The organism is Corynebacterium riegelii (genome assembly GCF_016728505.1).
GTDB classification, from domain to species: Bacteria; Actinomycetota; Actinomycetes; order Mycobacteriales; family Mycobacteriaceae; genus Corynebacterium; species Corynebacterium riegelii.
In genome coordinates, this window is sequence record NZ_CP068159.1 from 151,770 (window position 1) to 165,695 (window position 13,926).

7 protein-coding genes, 5 tRNA genes, 3 rRNA genes and 1 pseudogene are annotated in these 13,926 nt (G+C 57.4%); 2 read left to right on the forward strand and 14 right to left on the reverse strand.

Features of this window, described 5'->3' with window-relative positions; genetic code table 11:
- Positions 1 to 124: 124 nt before the first annotated feature.
- The 5 genes from rrf to ramA form a co-directional block, all read right to left on the reverse strand.
- Positions 125 to 242, reverse strand: a 5S ribosomal RNA gene (gene rrf, locus I6I71_RS00780).
- Between the two features lie 115 nt (positions 243 to 357).
- A 23S ribosomal RNA gene (locus I6I71_RS00785) occupies positions 358 to 3,439 on the reverse strand.
- 413 nt (positions 3,440 to 3,852) lie between these two features.
- Positions 3,853 to 5,363 (reverse strand): 16S ribosomal RNA (locus I6I71_RS00790).
- The 16S, 23S and 5S rRNA genes sit together here, the layout of an rRNA operon.
- A 529-nt stretch (positions 5,364 to 5,892) precedes the next feature.
- Positions 5,893 to 7,164 carry a UDP-N-acetylglucosamine 1-carboxyvinyltransferase gene (gene murA, locus I6I71_RS00795; RefSeq protein WP_201821544.1) on the reverse strand — a complete coding sequence of 424 codons (1,272 nt, stop codon included), beginning with the start codon at positions 7,162 to 7,164 and terminating at the stop codon, positions 5,893 to 5,895.
- A 14-nt stretch (positions 7,165 to 7,178) separates the two neighbouring features.
- Positions 7,179 to 8,024: an acetate metabolism transcriptional regulator RamA gene (ramA, locus tag I6I71_RS00800; protein ID WP_414017440.1), complete on the reverse strand. Its 846-nt coding sequence runs from the start codon at positions 8,022 to 8,024 to the stop codon at positions 7,179 to 7,181.
- 196 nt (positions 8,025 to 8,220) lie between these two features.
- Between ramA and cysK the strand changes: the two genes are divergently transcribed.
- Both cysK and epsC read left to right on the forward strand, forming a co-directional pair.
- Positions 8,221 to 9,162 (forward strand): cysteine synthase A, encoded by a 942-nt coding sequence (gene cysK / locus I6I71_RS00805; RefSeq protein ID WP_201821546.1) that lies wholly within the window; start codon positions 8,221 to 8,223, stop codon positions 9,160 to 9,162.
- An 89-nt stretch (positions 9,163 to 9,251) separates the two neighbouring features.
- Positions 9,252 to 9,842: a serine O-acetyltransferase EpsC gene (gene epsC, locus I6I71_RS00810; protein ID WP_201821548.1), complete on the forward strand. Its 591-nt coding sequence runs from the start codon at positions 9,252 to 9,254 to the stop codon at positions 9,840 to 9,842.
- Positions 9,843 to 9,913: 71 nt separating this feature from the next.
- On the opposite strand, the gene I6I71_RS00815 is transcribed toward epsC, so the two are convergent.
- The 9 genes and pseudogenes from I6I71_RS00815 to I6I71_RS00855 all read right to left on the reverse strand — a co-directional run bounded on the left by I6I71_RS00815 (position 9,914) and on the right by I6I71_RS00855 (position 13,907).
- The gene (locus tag I6I71_RS00815) at positions 9,914 to 10,201 is read right to left on the reverse strand and encodes a GNAT family N-acetyltransferase (protein WP_201821550.1); all 288 of its coding nucleotides are present in this window, start codon (positions 10,199 to 10,201) and stop codon (positions 9,914 to 9,916) included.
- A 77-nt stretch (positions 10,202 to 10,278) separates the two neighbouring features.
- Positions 10,279 to 10,351, reverse strand: a tRNA-Phe gene (locus tag I6I71_RS00820).
- 28 nt (positions 10,352 to 10,379) lie between these two features.
- Positions 10,380 to 10,453 (reverse strand) — tRNA-Asp (locus I6I71_RS00825).
- Positions 10,454 to 10,656: 203 nt separating this feature from the next.
- A tRNA-Asp gene (locus I6I71_RS00830) sits at positions 10,657 to 10,733 on the reverse strand.
- Position 10,734: 1 nt separating this feature from the next.
- Positions 10,735 to 10,807 (reverse strand) — tRNA-Glu (locus I6I71_RS00835).
- 68 nt (positions 10,808 to 10,875) lie between these two features.
- Positions 10,876 to 11,289, reverse strand: coding sequence for a YccF domain-containing protein (locus tag I6I71_RS00840; RefSeq protein WP_201821557.1), 414 nt, complete (start codon positions 11,287 to 11,289; stop codon positions 10,876 to 10,878).
- Between the two features lie 25 nt (positions 11,290 to 11,314).
- Positions 11,315 to 12,147, reverse strand: a pseudogene (zupT, locus tag I6I71_RS00845) (zinc transporter ZupT).
- An 87-nt stretch (positions 12,148 to 12,234) separates the two neighbouring features.
- A tRNA-Lys gene (locus tag I6I71_RS00850) sits at positions 12,235 to 12,307 on the reverse strand.
- A 97-nt stretch (positions 12,308 to 12,404) separates the two neighbouring features.
- Positions 12,405 to 13,907: an acetyl-CoA hydrolase/transferase family protein gene (locus I6I71_RS00855; RefSeq protein ID WP_070494502.1), complete on the reverse strand. Its 1,503-nt coding sequence runs from the start codon at positions 13,905 to 13,907 to the stop codon at positions 12,405 to 12,407.
- Between the last annotated feature and the right edge of the window lie 19 nt (positions 13,908 to 13,926).

Genomic DNA, 13,926 nt, shown 5'->3' on the forward strand with positions numbered 1-13,926 from the left:
TGGGGTTTTGTAGGGGTGTTTTCGTTATCGTCTAGCAGGATTCGGGGGGCACAAACACACAAAAAGCAGCCCGTCTGCCACGTGTGTGGCAGGCGGGCTGCTTAATCATGTTTTGAAGTTGTTGGGTCGGCGGTAACCTACTCTCCCACACCCTCCCGAGTGCAGTACCATCAGCGCGGGCAGGCTTAGCTTCCGGGTTCGGAATGGGACCGGGCGTTTCCCTGCCGCTATCAACCACCGACACATCTTGGGGGCCATGTAATGGCGTTCCACTGCCTGTTGTGTACAGGGGGTGGTGTGTCAGATACCGGAAAGTGGACGCGACAGTCACTGTTACATTCAGTGTTTGTGTTGTGTTGTTGTTTGTGTTGGTGGATTAGTACCAGTCACCTCATCACATTGCTGTGTTTCCAGTTCTGGCCTATCAACCCCATAGTCTATAGGGCACCTATAATGAAACCTCATCTTAAAACAGGCTTCCCGCTTAGATGCTTTCAGCGGTTATCCCTTCCGTACGTAGCCAACCAGCGATGCTCCTGGCGGAACAACTGGCACACTAGAGGTACGTCCGTCCCGGTCCTCTCGTACTAGGGACAGCCTTCTTCAAGTTTCAACGCGCGCGGCGGATAGAGACCGAACTGTCTCACGACGTTCTGAACCCAGCTCGCGTGCCGCTTTAATGGGCGAACAGCCCAACCCTTGGGACCTACTCCAGCCCCAGGATGCGACGAGCCGACATCGAGGTGCCAAACCATCCCGTCGATATGGACTCTTGGGGAAGATCAGCCTGTTATCCCCGGGGTACCTTTTATCCGTTGAGCGACACCACATCCACAAGTAGGTGCCGGATCACTAGTCCCGACTTTCGTCCCTGCTCGACTTGTAAGTCTCGCAGTCAAGCTCCCTTGTGCACTTACACTCTAAACACCTGATTGCCAACCAGGCTGAGGGAACCTTTGGGCGCCTCCGTTACATTTTGGGAGGCAACCGCCCCAGTTAAACTACCCACCAGGCACTGTCCCCAACCCAGATCATGGGCCAAGGTTCAGGTATCCACTACGGTCAGAGTGGTATTTCAACAACGACTCCACAACCACTGGCGTAGCTGCATCAACGTCTCCCACCTATCCTACACAAACCGCACCGAACACCAATACCAAGCTGTAGTGAAGGTCCCGGGGTCTTTTCGTCCTGCCGCGCGAAACGAGCATCTTTACTCGTATTGCAATTTCACCGGGCCTGTGGTTGAGACAGCAGGGGAGTCGTTACGCCATTCGTGCAGGTCGGAACTTACCCGACAAGGAATTTCGCTACCTTAGGATGGTTATAGTTACCACCGCCGTTTACTGGGGCTTAAATTCTCCGCTTCGGACTTACGTCCTAACAGGTCCTCTTAACCTTCCAGCACCGGGCAGGCGTCAGTCCGTATACATCAACTTAACCGTCTTCGCACGGACCTGTGTTTTTGATAAACAGTCGCTCCCCTCTCTTCTCTGCGACCCACACCAGCACACTAACCGCATGTGTTAGCTACCGGTTTGGGTCCCCCTTCTCCCGAAGTTACGGGGGCATTTTGCCGAGTTCCTTAACCACAGTTCACCCGCTCGCCTTAGTATGCTCTACCTGACTACCTGTGTCGGTTTCGGGTACGGGCCGTCTACACACATCGCTAGAGGCTTTTCTCGGCAGCACAGGATCACCACCATCACCCATATATGGGCTACGCATCACGCCTTGCACATATAACAACCGGATTTGCCATGTTGTCGTGCTGCACGCTTGCACCAGAATCCAATAACTGGCGTGGCTACCACTCTGCGTCACCCCATCACTTACCTACAACAAATCAGGCCCCACGCATCACCACCAACCACACACCACAAGGGTGCGTATATCAGTAGCTTTGGGTGGTTAGTATCATTGCTTCAGCATTGGTCGCGTGTAGGCGGGTACGGGAATATCAACCCGTTGACCATCGACTACGCCTGTCGGCCTCGCCTTAGGACCCGACTCACCCTGGGAAGACGAACTTGACCCAGGAACCCTTCGTCATTCGGCGGATACGATTCTCACGTATCATTCGTTACTCATGCCTGCATTCTCACTCGCGTGCAGTCCACACCCCCTTACGGTAATGCTTCACCCCACACACGACGCTCCCCTACCCATAGTAAAAACTATGCCGCGGCTTCGGCGGTGTACTTGAGCCCCACTGAATTGTCGGCGCGGAACCACTCGACCAGTGAGCTATTACGCACTCTTTCAAGGGTGGCTGCTTCTAAGCCAACCTCCTGGCTGTCTTCGCGATCCTACATCCTTTTCCACTTAGTACACCCTTAGGGGCCTTAACCGGCGATCTGGGCTGTTTCCCTCTCGACTATGAAGCTTATCCCCCACAGTCTCACTGCTATACACCACTTTTAACCGGCATTCGGAGTTTGGCTGACATTGCTAAGATGATAGTCCCGCTCAACCAACCAGTAGCTCTACCTCCAGCAAGCTTGTATAACGCTGCACCTAAATGCATTTCGGGGAGAACCAGCTATCACGGAGTTTGATTGGCCTTTCACCCCTACCCACAGCTCATCCCCTCAGTTTTCAACCTAAGTGGGTTCGCGCCTCCACAACCTCTTACAGCTGCTTCACACTGGCCATGGGTAGATCACCCCGCTTCGGGTCCAGGACATGCCACTAACAACACCCATTTCGGATTCGCTTTCGCTACGACTACCCCACACGTGGGTTAACCTCGCGACATGCCGCTGACTCGCAGGCTCATTCTTCAAAAGGCACGCCATCACACAAAAGATGTGCTCTGACGGATTGTAAGCGCACGGTTTCAGGAACTCTTTCACTCCCCTCCCGGGGTACTTTTCACCATTCCCTCACGGTACTATCCACTATCGGTCACACTGAGTATTTAGGCTTACCGGGTGGTCCCGGCAGATTCACAGCAGATTTCACGGGCCCGCTGCTACTCGGGGAAAAACACATACACCCAACATGATCATGCCTTCGCGTACAGGACTCATCACCTTCTCCGGTGCACCATCCCAGGCGCTTCCGCTGACACAACCACATCAAGCAAGTCACTGACAGATAACTTACGATGCGCCCCACAACCCCACATGCGCAACCCCTGCCAGGTATCACACACACATGGTTTAGCCTCATCCGCGTTCGCTCGCCACTACTAACGGAATCACAATTGTTTTCTTCTCCTGCGGGTACTGAGATGTTTCACTTCCCCGCGTTCACCCCCATACAGGCTATAGATTCACCTGCAGGTAACACCACATAACTGGTGCCAGGTTTCCCCATTCGGACATCCTCGGATCAACGCTTAGTTGGCAACTCCCCGAGGCTTAACGCAGCCTCACACGTCCTTCATCGGCTCAGCATGCCAAGGCATCCACCGTACGCCCTTAATCACAAACAACGATTCACATACTAAAGAACAAACAAAAAACAGAAAAAACAGAAAAACAAACACACACCCAAACACCAACCTAAAAGGCCAGCATCCAGATGCATGATGCTCGCGTCCACTCTCCAGTTCTCACACACCACACCCACACACCAACACACCACCCAAACCAGGTGACACATCAGCATGAGGCAGTTAGGAACACACACATTCGTGTTGCCCCAGACACCCAACAGCATGCCAACACATACAAACGCTTGTAGAAAATGATTACTGTGCGATACCCCGATATTGCGTTCCACACCACCTTCTGGTGTGGGGTATGCATCCACCCGGATTCTTTAAAACAAAACAGTGGCAGTCACACACTCGGCGACATCAACCACCAACACCCACAACTGTGGGTTAAACATAAAGCTCCTTAGAAAGGAGGTGATCCAGCCGCACCTTCCGGTACGGCTACCTTGTTACGACTTCGTCCCAATCGCCGATCCCACCTTCGACAGCTCCTTTTGACAGGCCACTGGCTTCGGGTGTTACCAACTTTCATGACGTGACGGGCGGTGTGTACAAGGCCCGGGAACGTATTCACCGCAGCGTTGCTGATCTGCGATTACTAGCGACTCCGACTTCATGGGGTCGAGTTGCAGACCCCAATCCGAACTAAGGCCGGCTTTCAGCGATTCGCGTCCCCTCACGAGGTAGCTGCGCGTTGTACCGACCATTGTAGCATGTGTGAAGCCCTGGACATAAGGGGCATGATGATTTGACGTCATCCCCACCTTCCTCCGAGTTAACCCCGGCAGTTTCTCATAAGTCCCCACCATCACGTGCTGGCAACATAAGACAAGGGTTGCGCTCGTTGCGGGACTTAACCCAACATCTCACGACACGAGCTGACGACAACCATGCACCACCTGTACACCAGCCACAAGGGAAACTACATCTCTGCAGCGATCCGGTGTATGTCAAGCCCAGGTAAGGTTCTTCGCGTTGCATCGAATTAATCCACATGCTCCGCCGCTTGTGCGGGCCCCCGTCAATTCCTTTGAGTTTTAGCCTTGCGGCCGTACTCCCCAGGCGGGGCGCTTAATGCGTTAGCTACGGCACGAACCCCGTGGAAGGGACTCACACCTAGCGCCCACCGTTTACGGCATGGACTACCAGGGTATCTAATCCTGTTCGCTCCCCATGCTTTCGCTCCTCAGCGTCAGTTACTGCCCAGAGACCTGCCTTCGCCATCGGTGTTCCTCCTGATATCTGCGCATTTCACCGCTACACCAGGAATTCCAGTCTCCCCTACAGCACTCAAGTTATGCCCGTATCGCCTGCAGTCCCACAGTTAAGCCGTGGACTTCCACAAACGACGCGACAAACCACCTACGAGCTCTTTACGCCCAGTAATTCCGGACAACGCTCGCACCCTACGTATTACCGCGGCTGCTGGCACGTAGTTAGCCGGTGCTTCTTCTCCAAATACCGTCAAAATTCGTCTTTGGCGAAAGGAGTTTACAACCCGAAGGCCGTCATCCCCCACGCGGCGTCGCTGCATCAGGCTTCCGCCCATTGTGCAATATTCCCCACTGCTGCCTCCCGTAGGAGTCTGGGCCGTATCTCAGTCCCAATGTGGCCGTACACCCTCTCAGGCCGGCTACCCGTCGACGCCTTGGTAGGCCATTACCCCACCAACAAGCTGATAGGCCGCGAGCTCATCCCACACCGAAAAAACTTTCCACCACAACAACTACGCCATGGTCCTATCCGGTATTAGACCCAGTTTCCCAGGCTTATCCCGAAGTGCAGGGCAGATCACCCACGTGTTACTCACCCGTTCGCCACTCGAGTACCCAAGCAAGCTTGGGCCTTTCCGTTCGACTTGCATGTGTTAAGCACGCCGCCAGCGTTCATCCTGAGCCAGGATCAAACTCTCCACAAAAACGTTTCAGCAGAAACAGGCCGTGAAAAGCCCAATACCTAACCAAAAACAAACCAACCAACACAACACACCAAAAAGCATGCAATGTCAGCCTGGCTTAAAAAATCCTTGAATTACTTTCGTTTCTTGGCCATCCGACGAGGAAAAACACCAAGAAACAACATTTTCAGCAAAACATCACCATGTGACGCACCGAAACAGACAATGCCACCATCCAAGATTCATGACACCACCAACCGGCACACACCACAACACGTGGCACACACAACAACATTCCACAAACAAAATGCATTGGCACACTATCGAGTTCTCAAACAACACACGCACACCCATCAACCCACCACAACAGTGAGCATCAAAAGAAGCGGAGTCCCAGCGATCGTTTTCCTGCCCGCCACACAAACCAGAGAACCAATCTGCTCTCCAGCGGGGCGTTGTCGGTCTCGCTGACTGGAACTAAGTTACACACACCCACAACACAACACAAATCCGCAGGTAAACCTACATAAACGCAACGCTATAAGTAACGCTATAACGCGTGCTTACTGTCGCTTACGCGCTCAATCTTCGCCCCTAGGGCAGAAAGCTGCTCAACAAAGGACGGGTAACCGCGGTCAATGTGATAGACGTCGTGCACCACGGTCTGACCCTCTGCCACAAGGCCGGCCAGGACAAGGCCCGCACCTGCGCGGATGTCGGAAGACCACACGTCGGTAGAGCTCAAACGCTCCACGCCGCGGATGACTACGTGGTGGCCGTCCACGTTTGCGTCAGCACCAAGGCGCAGCATTTCATCCACAAAGCGGAAGCGGGCTTCGAAGACGTTCTCGGTGATCACGGATACGCCGTCGGCAATAGCTGCAATCGCAATGGCCATGGGCTGCAAGTCTGTAGGAAACCCGGGAAACGGCAGGGTCTGATAATCCACTGCTTTCGGACGCTGGTCCATGCGCACGCGGAAGCCGTTGTCATAGGTCTCCACATCCGCGCCGGCAAGCTTCAGCTTGGACAGCGCCAAGTGCAGGTGGCGCGGCGCAATCCCGGTTACCGTAATGTCACCCTGCGTAATGGCCGCGGCATAGGCCCAGGTGCCTGCCACAATGCGGTCCCCCACCACGGTGTGCTCGATGGGTGCAAGCTTATCCACGCCACGTATCACCAACGTCGACGTCCCCGCCCCCTCAATCTGCGCACCCATTTCATTGAGCATCTCGCATAGGTCCACAATCTCCGGCTCACGCGCCGCGTTATCCAGCACGGTCTCGCCCTTTACCAAGACAGAGGCGGTGAGGATGTTTTCCGTGGCGCCAACAGATGGGAAGTCCAGACTGATCTTCGCGCCAACAAGCTCGCTGGCTTCCGCAACAACCGCACCATGTTCAATGCGCGTGGTTGCACCAAGCTTTTCCAGGCCGGTCTGGTGCATGTCGAGTGGGCGCGAGCCAATAGCGTCGCCACCCGGAAGCGCAACGCGCGCCTCGTGGCAGCGAGCAACAAGTGGGCCCAGCACGGCAACGGAGGCGCGGAACTGCCGCACCGCATCAAAGTCAGCGTTCGGGGAGATCTGAGCCGGGGTGGTGATGTGCACGGTCTGACCGTTGATAAGAACTTCGCAGCCCAAGCCCTCAAGGACCTGCGCCATCAGGGGCACATCCAGGATTTCCGGGCAGTTGTGCAGGGTTGTTGTGCCCTCTGCAAGCAGTGCTGCCGCCATGAGCTTCAGCACACTATTTTTGGCGCCGTCAACCTTGACAACGCCTTCGAGCCGAGTGCCGCCAGTGACTAAAAATCGTTCCTTCACGGCACTAAGCGTACCTACGGCAATGCGCCGATGCGGCGGGCGGCGTTGACCGCCTCGTACCGTGTGTGCGCGCCAAGCTTGCGCATCACGCTGCGCAGGTACGACTTCACGGTCTCCGGGCCAATACCCATTTCTTCTGCCGCTTCAACGTTGGTGTGGCCAAGTGCCACACAGGACAAAACGTCCAGCTCACGTGCGGAAAGCTTGGTGGTCTGCTTGACACGAACCGGGGAAACCATCTGGTCACACAGCTGCTCAAGCTCTTTGCGCAGCGCCTCATCATCAACGCGGTTGGCCAGCATGCGCAGCTTCGAGTGGGTGGCACGCACCTGCTCCCATTCAGCACCGTTCATGACGCGGCCCTGCTTGGCAGAAGCCTTACCACCGTCTTGACGACGCAAAGCCGAATTCACCGCCAAGTCCTGCTCAAGCGTGCGGGCAGTCAGGGTGACCTCTTCGATCACCTTGTCACCCAAGCGCACGGTGGAGTGGACACCAACGTAAAGCACGCCGCGGATCTCACGTTGGACGATCACAGGCACGGCCACAACCGAGTGCAGGCCTTCCTCCTGGATCTGCTTGTCATACTCGTGCGAGATGACGTTGGCGCGCATGTAGTCCGAAACGCCCACTGCTCGACGGGTGGCAACGACGCGTCCGCCCACGCCAGCACCTTGATCAATCACCAGGTTCTGCAGCGCCGGGGTGCGCAGGCCGATCCACTGCGTGACTTGCACGCGGTTATCTGCAAGCAAGGTGCCGTACATCGCTACCGGAATTCCGGTGGCCGTCTTCAGGGCGGTCAGTGCAGCACGGATTGAGTCATCGTCGTCTTTGACCCGTTGGTCATCCACAGTCATGCGCATGATGATAACCCCTAAGCGGGGGTAGCCAAATTTCGCCCCTTGGGAGCTGAGCGTGTGGCGGGTGGGGGCGTTGGGAATGGCGTCGATAAGCAGACTGCTCTGTCTGACGAATAAAAACTAGCCGGTCTACTTTAAAGGTGTATACTGCCAACAGCAGAAAACGAATACAGCAAATACAAGGAGAAACACCATGGCAAAGATTGCAAACAACGTGCTCGAACTCATCGGCGGCACCCCGCTGGTCGAGCTCAACAGCATCACCGAAGCACACGGCGCGAAAGCTCGCGTGCTGGCAAAGCTGGAGTTCTACAACCCGGCAAACTCGGTGAAAGACCGGATTGGCAAGGCCATCGTTGAGGCTGCCGAGGCTTCCGGCGAGCTCAAGCCGGGCGGCACCATCGTTGAGGCAACCTCCGGCAACACCGGTATCGCACTCGCGCTGGCAGGTGCGGCAAAGGGCTACAAGGTTGTCCTGACCATGCCGGAAACCATGTCCACGGAGCGTCGCGTGCTGCTGCGTGCATACGGCGCAGAAATCGTGCTCACCCCGGGCGCTGCCGGCATGAAGGGTGCCGTGGAGAAGGCCAACGAGATTGTGGCGGAGCGCGACAACGCCATCCTGGCTCGCCAGTTTGAAAACGAGGCGAACCCGCTGATCCACTACAACACCACCGGCCCGGAGATCTGGAGCGACACCGACGGTGAAGTTGACATCATCGTTGCAGGTGTAGGCACCGGCGGCACCATCTCCGGTAGCGCCAAGTACCTAAAGGAGCAGAAAGCAGACGTCAAGGCTGTGGCAGTTGAGCCGGCCGCTTCCCCGCTGCTGTCCAAGGGCGAGGCTGGCCCGCACAAGATCCAGGGCCTGGGCGCAAACTTTGTGCCGGGCACGCTGGATCGTGGCGTGCTAGATGAGATCATCGCCGTGACCAACGAGGACGCCGTTGCCACCTCTCGCGAGCTGGCAGTGAAGGACGCTGTGCTCGGCGGCATCTCCGCAGGCGCAAACGTGAAGGCAGCCCTTGAGCTGGCCGCGCGCGAGGAGAACGCCGGCAAGACCATCGTTGTGATCATCCCGGACTTCGGCGAGCGCTACGTCTCCACCGTCCTGTACGAGGACATCCGCGACTAGGAGCTTTTCGCTTGACGACGCCCAACGCCCCCGCCTCCCATGAATCCAACACCACGGGACGCGGGGGTTACGCATGTAAGCTGCCTTCTATGCTGTTGGAGATCATCGCGACTGTCCGTGAGGATTTGGCGAATGCCCGGGACCACGACCCCGCGGCACGAGGCGACGTAGAGAACGCAATTGTGTACTCCGGCCTGCACGCAATCTGGGTGCACCGCCTCTGTCACGCGATGTGGAAACGCGGCTGGAAAGCGCCCGCCAGGATTCTGTCGCAGGCAAACCGATTCTTCACCGGTATTGAGATCCACCCCGGCGCCACCATTGGCAGGCGGTTTTTCATTGACCACGGGATGGGCATTGTGATTGGCGAAACCGCCGAGATTGGTAACGGCGTGATGCTCTACCACGGCGTCACCCTCGGCGGCCAGGTGCTTACGCAGACGAAGCGCCACCCGACGATTTGTGACAACGTGACGATCGGCGCCGGCGCCAAGGTGCTCGGCCCCGTCGTTATTGGCGAAGGCTCCGCTGTAGGCGCGAACGCCGTAGTTACCAAGGACGTGCCGCCGCACTCCATCGCTGTGGGCATCCCCGCGAAGATCCGCCCCAAGAACCCGGGCGAGAAAACCCACTTGGTTGACCCGGACTGCTACGTCGACCCGGGCCACTACACGATCTAGCCGTGCTTGCGCTGGTCTAGGCGCTGGTCTAGGCGCTGGTCTAGGCAGTGCTGGTTTAGGCCAGCGCTGGTTTAGGCCAGCAGGTCTTGATAGTCCGCGTTCTGGTCGATGAACTTCGCCACCGCGGAGCACGCTGGGTCGACCTTCATGCCATCCGCACGCGCTTGATCGAGCGCGTACTGAATCAGCGGGCGTGAGAGCCCCTGGCCGCGGAATTTGGGATCTACCACCGTGTGCGGCAGCACTCGCACATCGCCGCGGTCTGCGTAGCTTGCAAAGCCGGCGACCTCATCACCGATGGTGAGCTCGTACTGGCCCGCGGCTTCGTTCTTGGAAAGCTGGTAGTCGTTGTTAGCCATAGTCACACCCTACAGACAAAACGAATACACCCCTCCCCGCGGTATCACTACCAGCAAGGAGGGGTGTATTTGAGATGTGGCCAGAGCCAGGATCGAACTGGCGACCCCACACTTTTCAGGCGTGTGCTCTACCAACTGAGCTATCTGGCCAGAACTACTCGTTTCCCAAGCAATTCAGCGACCCTGACGGGACTTGAACCCGCGACCTCCGCCGTGACAGGGCGGCGCGCTAACCAACTGCGCCACAGGGCCTTATTTATTTGTTTCTGTGCTGTTGCACGAGTTGATACCTTACACAGACTACGCGACAAGCCACAAATCAGCAGGTAGTTATATGTTTTTAGTGGTTTTGCTTGCCGATAGTGTGCGGACATGTAGCCGCCACAGCGTCGAATACGGCACCCAGGCCCATATCTACGTACGCAAAGCGCCCCGAGGAAAACCTCGGGGCGCTATGGCGACCCTGACGGGACTTGAACCCGCGACCTCCGCCGTGACAGGGCGGCGCGCTAACCAACTGCGCCACAGGGCCGTACCCCCAACGGGATTCGAACCCGTGTTGCCGCCGTGAAAGGGCGGAGTCCTAGGCCTCTAGACGATGGGGGCGCTGAAAAGACAGCCCGCTCATCATAAATCAGCTCATGGATACAAAACAAACGAGCAGCTAGAGCACGTTATCCAACTACCGGCGCGTAGCGCGCACGATCATCATTGGAATCCACCACCTGTGCGCCAAACGGGAAGCAGGTGACCGGGATCAACTTCAGGTTTGCCCACGCCAGCGGCAGGCCAATAATGGTGACAGCCTGCGCCGCGGCGGTAACAATATGCCCAATAGACAGCCAAAGCCCCGCCACAATGAACCAGATGACATTGCCTAACATCCCGAGGGCGCCGACGTTGCCTTGGATCACTTCTCGGCCGAACGGCCAAATCACATAGTCTGCGATGCGGAATGACGCCAGGCCGAACGGAATAGTCACAATGAGCAGACATGCCACAATGCCCGCCAGAATGTAGCCGATAAACAGCCAGATACCGGCAGTAAACAGCCAAATTACGTTCAGGATAAATCGCAGTAGACCCATGTGGGAAGTATAGGCCTTCGAGGCGCTACCCCGGCAGGATCAGCAGACTTGCGGCCATGACTGCCATGCCCGCAACCGTGCCGTACATCGCGGCGTGATGCTTGCCGGTGGCAATCGCCGTGGGCAGCAGTTTGTCCAGACTGACAAAGACCATCCAGACTGACAAAGACCATGATGCCCGCAATCGCAGCAAACGTAATCCCTAGCGTTTGCGGGCCCAGGTAAGGCTGCAGCAGTAGGAAACCAATCAAGGCACCAAGCGGTTCCGCCAGACCGGAGAGCGTGGCCCAGCCGAAGGCTTTCCAACGCGAACCGGTCGCCTCACGCATCGGCACCGCTACCGCCACACCTTCTGGAATGTTGTGGATCGCAATAGCGATTGCCAATGGCGCCGCTAGCGCAGGATCTGACAGTGCTACTGCAAAGGTGGCAAATCCTTCCGGGAAATTGTGGATGGCAATGGCAGCCGCCGCCACAAGGCCAACGTTTCGCATTCGCGCCCGCGAAATCCCGCCGACGCTCAGGTGGTGGGGCTCTTCGTGAGGGTTGATTTCTTCGGGCACGCAGCGGTCTATAAGCGCAATCAACGCAAGCCCGCCGAAAAACGCAATGACACCCCAAAGCTCAGCACGAGCATTTCCGGCCCCTTCAAGCCCAGCGATGCCTTCTGGGAGCAGTTCTACAAAGGAGATGTAGATCATGACACCGGCAGAAAAGCCCAACGCGGAAGCAAGGAACGCCGCTCCTGGGGGCACGCTTGAGCACCACTACAAGGCCGCCCAGGCCGGTAGCAAGCCCGGCCAGCAGCGAGATACCAAGCGCAAGCAGAACTGCGCTGGAGGATGCATCAATGCCCATGCGAAAAACCTAGCAAAGCAAAAGCCCCGAGCACACGACAAACCCCCAGGTACGCAAAATGCCCCGGCGTTAACCGGGGCATCACGGTGGGCCCTGCGGGGCTCGAACCCGCGACCTGCGGATTAAAAGTCCGTAGCTCTACCAGCTGAGCTAAAGGCCCGACGCGGATATCCTAGCGCCCCGCCGGCGCATGCCGGTAATCGGGGCGCGGACTACCCGCGGATGCTGTGGGTCAGGAACACATCAGGAACGCAGTCCTACTTCAGCATCGTGCCCGTCTCTTCAATGCGGGTGTGGAAGTCGAAAGCGTGGCGCAGGTCGTGCGGCGTTGCCTGGTACTTGCACTTGGATGCCAGCTCGACGTACTCCTCCAGCAGCGGACGGTAGGTCGGGTGCGCAATCGAGATCATCTTTGCCACGCGGTCACGCGGTGCCAGGCCACGCAGGTCGGCCACACCGTACTCGGTGATGAACACCATTGCGTCGTGCTCCGTGTGGTCCACGTGGGAGACCATCGGCACGATTGCAGAAATCGCGCCGTCCTTAGCCACAGACGGGGAGATGAACGAGGAGATGTAGGCGTTACGGGTGAAGTCACCGGAGCCGCCCAGCGCGTTCATCAGACGGGAGCCGTTGATGTGGGTGGAGTTGGCGTTGCCGTAGATGTCCGCCTCGATCATGCCGTTAGACGCGATCAGGCCCGTGCGGCGGATGACCTCCGGGTGGTTGGAGATGGACTGCGGGCGCAGGATGATGGACTCGCGGTAGCGCGACGCCTCATTGTTCATCTTCTCTGCGTATTCCGGCGACAGGGAGAACGACGTTGCGGAGGCAACGGTCATCTTGCCTGCGTCAATCAGGTCAACCATGCCGTCCTGGATGACCTCGGTGTATGCCTGGATGTTCTCAAACTTGGAGTCCATCAGGCCCGCCATCACGGCGTTCGGGACGTTGCCCACGCCGGACTGCATCACGTAGCCGTCGTAAGTAAGGCGGCCAGCCTTCACCTCGTTCTCCAGGAAGTCGAGGAAGTTGCCAGCGATCTGCTCGGAAACCTCATCCGGCGCCTTGAACGGGGCGTTGCGGTCCGGGTCATTGGTTTCAATGACGGCAACAACCTTCTCCGGATCAATCTCAATGTAGGTGGTACCGATACGGTCACCAGCCTTCACAATCGGGATCGGAATACGGTTCGGCAGCGCCGGCACGGTCCAGATGTCGTGCATGCCCTCAAGTTCCTCGGACTGCCAGGAGTTGACCTCAATGATGATCTTCTTGGCGGCGTTGAGGAACTCAACGGAGTTACCCACGGAGGAAGACGGGACAATGTTGCCCTCTTCAGTAATGCGGACGGCCTCAACAATTGCCAGGTCAACCTCACCGAAGAAGCCCTGCTCCACCATCATGCCGGAGTGGGACAGGTGGATGTCCTGGAACTTCATCTCGCCCGCGTTGATCTTGTTACGCATCTGCGGGTCAGACTGGTACGGCATGCGGTAGCGCAGCGCGTTTGCCTCAGCCAGCACGCCGTCGCACTCCGGTGCCGTGGAAGCGCCCGTGTACAGGTCAATGGAGAAGTCCTGGCCCTTGGCGTGCGCTGCCTTGGCCTTCTCTGCGATTGCTGCCGGCATGGCCTTGGGGTAGCCAGCGCCGGTAAAGCCGGAGGTACCAACCTTGTCGCCGTGGTTGACAAACTGAACTGCCTCTTCGGCAGTCATGACCTTGTCACGCAGTTTTGCATAGGCGATGCGATCGCTCATGTGATCCCTCTCTCTTCAT

What these genes read in the sequence shown, in the direction of transcription:
- I6I71_RS00855 (WP_070494502.1), bottom strand. Translation starts at nt 13,907, where the DNA reads ATGAGCGATCGCATCGCCTATGCAAAACTGCGTGACAAGGTCATGACT.
- I6I71_RS00840 (WP_201821557.1), bottom strand. Translation starts at nt 11,289, where the DNA reads ATGGGTCTACTGCGATTTATCCTGAACGTAATTTGGCTGTTTACTGCC.
- I6I71_RS00815 (WP_201821550.1), bottom strand. Translation starts at nt 10,201, where the DNA reads ATGGCTAACAACGACTACCAGCTTTCCAAGAACGAAGCCGCGGGCCAG.
- ramA (WP_414017440.1), bottom strand. Translation starts at nt 8,024, where the DNA reads ATGACTGTGGATGACCAACGGGTCAAAGACGACGATGACTCAATCCGT.
- cysK (WP_201821546.1), top strand. Translation starts at nt 8,221, where the DNA reads ATGGCAAAGATTGCAAACAACGTGCTCGAACTCATCGGCGGCACCCCG.
- epsC (WP_201821548.1), top strand. Translation starts at nt 9,252, where the DNA reads ATGCTGTTGGAGATCATCGCGACTGTCCGTGAGGATTTGGCGAATGCC.